Annotated in this window: 1 protein-coding gene; it reads right to left on the bottom strand. The window is 68.4% G+C overall.

Going from position 1 to position 541, the window contains the following annotated elements; all coding sequences use genetic code 11:
• On the bottom strand, nt 1–541 hold a 541-nt coding region (locus tag GTW67_RS33780; RefSeq protein ID WP_524539851.1), incomplete at both ends, for a phosphoglucose isomerase-related protein.

The following is a 541-nucleotide window of genomic DNA, read 5'->3' as shown; positions in this document are numbered from 1 at the left end:
GGAAGCCGTCGAGCATCTCGCGGAAGCGGTCCGGGCCGATGGCGATCATCAGGGACAGGCCGATCGCCGAGTCGTACGAGTAGCGACCGCCGACCCAGTCCCAGAACTCGAACATGTTGGCCGTGTCGATGCCGAAGTCCGCGACCTTCTCGGCGTTCGTCGACAGCGCCACGAAGTGCTTCGCGACCGCCTTCTCGTCGCCGCCCAGCCCCTCCAGCAGCCAGGAGCGCGCCGAGGTCGCGTTGGTGATCGTCTCGATCGTGGTGAACGTCTTGGACGCCACGATGAACAGGGTCTCCGCCGGGTCCAGGTCCCGGACCGCCTCGTGCAGGTCGGCGCCGTCCACGTTGGACACGAACCGGAAGGTCAGCGAGCGGTCGGTGAAGGCCCGCAGCGCCTCGTACGCCATCGCCGGACCGAGGTCGGAGCCGCCGATGCCGATGTTGACGACGTTGCGGATGCGCTTGCCGGTGTGGCCGGTCCACTCGCCGGAACGGACCCGGTCCGCGAAGCCGGCCATCTTGTCCAGCACGGCGTGCAC

Origin of the sequence: Streptomyces sp. SID5910, assembly GCF_009862125.1 — a bacterium.
In the GTDB taxonomy this organism is placed as follows: domain Bacteria; phylum Actinomycetota; class Actinomycetes; order Streptomycetales; family Streptomycetaceae; genus Streptomyces.
This window is presented reverse-complemented; position numbering and strand designations above follow the sequence as displayed.